At 32.8% G+C, this 2365-nt stretch carries 3 protein-coding genes; all 3 read left to right on the top strand.

Going from position 1 to position 2365, the window contains the following annotated elements; genetic code table 11:
- The first annotated feature begins 498 nt into the window (after nucleotides 1–498).
- Nucleotides 499–1242 carry an RraA family protein gene (locus ACJROP_RS09915; RefSeq protein ID WP_406535306.1) on the top strand — a complete coding sequence of 248 codons (744 nt, stop codon included), beginning with the start codon at nucleotides 499–501 and terminating at the stop codon, nucleotides 1240–1242.
- Between the two features lie 110 nt (nucleotides 1243–1352).
- Nucleotides 1353–1640 (top strand): Gar1/Naf1 family protein, encoded by a 288-nt coding sequence (locus ACJROP_RS09910; RefSeq protein ID WP_406535305.1) that lies wholly within the window; start codon nucleotides 1353–1355, stop codon nucleotides 1638–1640.
- Between the two features lie 5 nt (nucleotides 1641–1645).
- Nucleotides 1646–2365, top strand: a 720-nt coding sequence (locus tag ACJROP_RS09905; protein ID WP_406535307.1) for a transcription initiation factor IIB, incomplete at its 3' end; no start/stop codon positions are given.

Here is a 2365-nt window from a genome sequence, read left to right as displayed (position 1 = left end):
TGAATTAAATATTTTGTTGTAGTTAATTCTTCACCTTTTCCCATTTTTAAGCCTCCTAAGCTTATTAATCGGGATAATTTATGTAATTCTAAAAATTAATGATTTTTAGTAGGTAAATTTGCATAAATTATACGATAAACATATTTTTCAGTCAATGACCTATTATACACTAAAAAAAGAGTTCATACATTTGGAGAGTTGTGCTATTAAGGGTTTACTATTTCCTAATATTAATTACTTATTTGAAATTATAAACGTTTTAACCTTTTATTTTTCCTTAATAATTGTTTTTCTCCTGTCTTTGAATTAATTAATAATAATTATAATAGTGAATAATGTAAATAACTCTTAATGAGTATATAATAATTATAAGTATTTTTTTCAATACTACAATTATTAATTATAGTATAACTAATATATAAAAATTTGTTATATTGTGAAATATATTTTAATGAAATGGTATAAAATATTATAGTAGTAAGATAATTTGGTGAGTTCATGTCAATCAGTCCGAAAGATGTTTTAAATATAAATAAAAATTTAAATAAACGTATTGAGGTAGAAAAAATTAATTTGGATAATGTTACTGTGGATGATTTGAGATTCAACGGTAAAAACTATGATGAATATGTTAATTTATACTCCTTGTTAGAAAATGTTTCAGCTTGCCAAGTTTCCGATGCATTCAATGGAATATCCGGAAGGTCCGGTGTTATCCAATCCATAAAACCTATCAATAATCAGAAGGTTTTCGGATCAATATTCACTGCTGAAACCGCTAGTGACGATTGGGGAACATCTGCCATGGCAATTGACACTGCAAAACCTGGGGACATATTGTTTTTCAAAGTTGATGGTGAAGACAAAGCTATTTGGGGAGAACTCGCTTCAACATGTGCAAGGGATAATGGAATTAAGGCATGTGTGATTTATGGATCTGCTCGCGATTTGGATGCTCTTTTATATCTTGATTTTCCTGTTTTTGCATCTAATTTCTGCCCGAATGCAGGTTCAGCTTTAGGATTGGGCACATTAAATGAAACCATTGAAATCGAGGGTGTGGAGATTAATCCTGGAGACTTTTTCATAGGTGATGAAAGCGGCATTGTTGTAATACCAAAAGAGCTATTCACAAAGACAATGGTTGCCGCATTGGCAGTTAAAATCAAAGAAGCAAAAATCATAAGTGATATTGCTGATGGCATCACTCTGGCAGAGATTGTAGGTCTCGCAAAAAAATAGAAAAACATTTAAATACAAAATAATGTTTATATATAAATATATCGATAGCTTTATATACTACTTATTTTATAATATATAAATGATACAGATTTGATTTTAAGTTTGATTTTATGAAAGTTTTAGGAAAAAGTTTGCATATTGCAAACTCTGGAAAATTGATAGCACGTTCTACCAAAACACCTTCACCAGGTGCTCTTGTCTTTGACAGCAATAAGAAGAAAATTGGTAAAGTGGGCTATGTATTCGGGCCTACAAAGCAGCCCTATATCTCTATTAGATTATTTAAATCAGCAAATAGGGATGAAATTGCAAAAAACTGTGGTGAAAAACTATTTGTATCAAAACAAAATTCCAAAAAATCTAGAAAAAGGAGGATGAGACCACGACACCAGAAGTAGAAGAGATCCCTAAAAGAGGACGTAAAAGAACTCCAAAACCTGATGCCCAAGAAGATGTATTTGATCAAGATAGACAAACCGTATGTCCTGAATGTGGTTCTACTGAATTAATCGGAGACTATGAAAGAGCAGAGGTAGTATGTGCTCGTTGTGGATTAGTCATTGATGAAAATCTTGTTGATATGGGTCCGGAATGGAGAGCATTTGACCATGAACAAAGAGATAAACGTACAAGAGTGGGTGCTCCAATTACATACACTATCCACGATAAAGGTTTAAGTACTATGATCGATTGGAGAAACAAGGACATCTATGGTCGTGATATTCCTGCAAGAAACAGAGCTCAATGGTACAGATTAAGAAAATGGCAAAGAAAAATCAGAATTTCTGGAGCTACTGAAAGAAACCTAGCATTCGCATTAAGTGAATTGGATAGAGATTCTTCAAGATTAGGTCTTCCAAGAAGTGTAAGGGAATCCGCTTCTGTAGTTTACAGAAGTGCTGTTGAAAATAAGCTCATTCGTGGAAGAAGTATTGAAGGTGTTGTGGCCGCTTCATTGTATGCGGCTTGTAGAAGATGTAAAGTTCCACGTACATTGGATGAAATTGCTGAAGTTTCAAGGGTAAGTAAGAAAGAAGTTGGAAGAACTTACAGATTCTTGACAAGAGAATTGAACATCAAGTTGCCTCCTACATCTCCGGTGGATTATGTTCCAAGATTTGCA

Origin of the sequence: Methanobrevibacter sp. (assembly GCF_045220775.1) — an archaeon.
Classification (GTDB): Archaea; Methanobacteriota; Methanobacteria; order Methanobacteriales; family Methanobacteriaceae; genus Methanocatella.
Note: the sequence above shows the minus strand (reverse complement) of the source record. Positions and strands in the feature narration are given on the sequence as shown.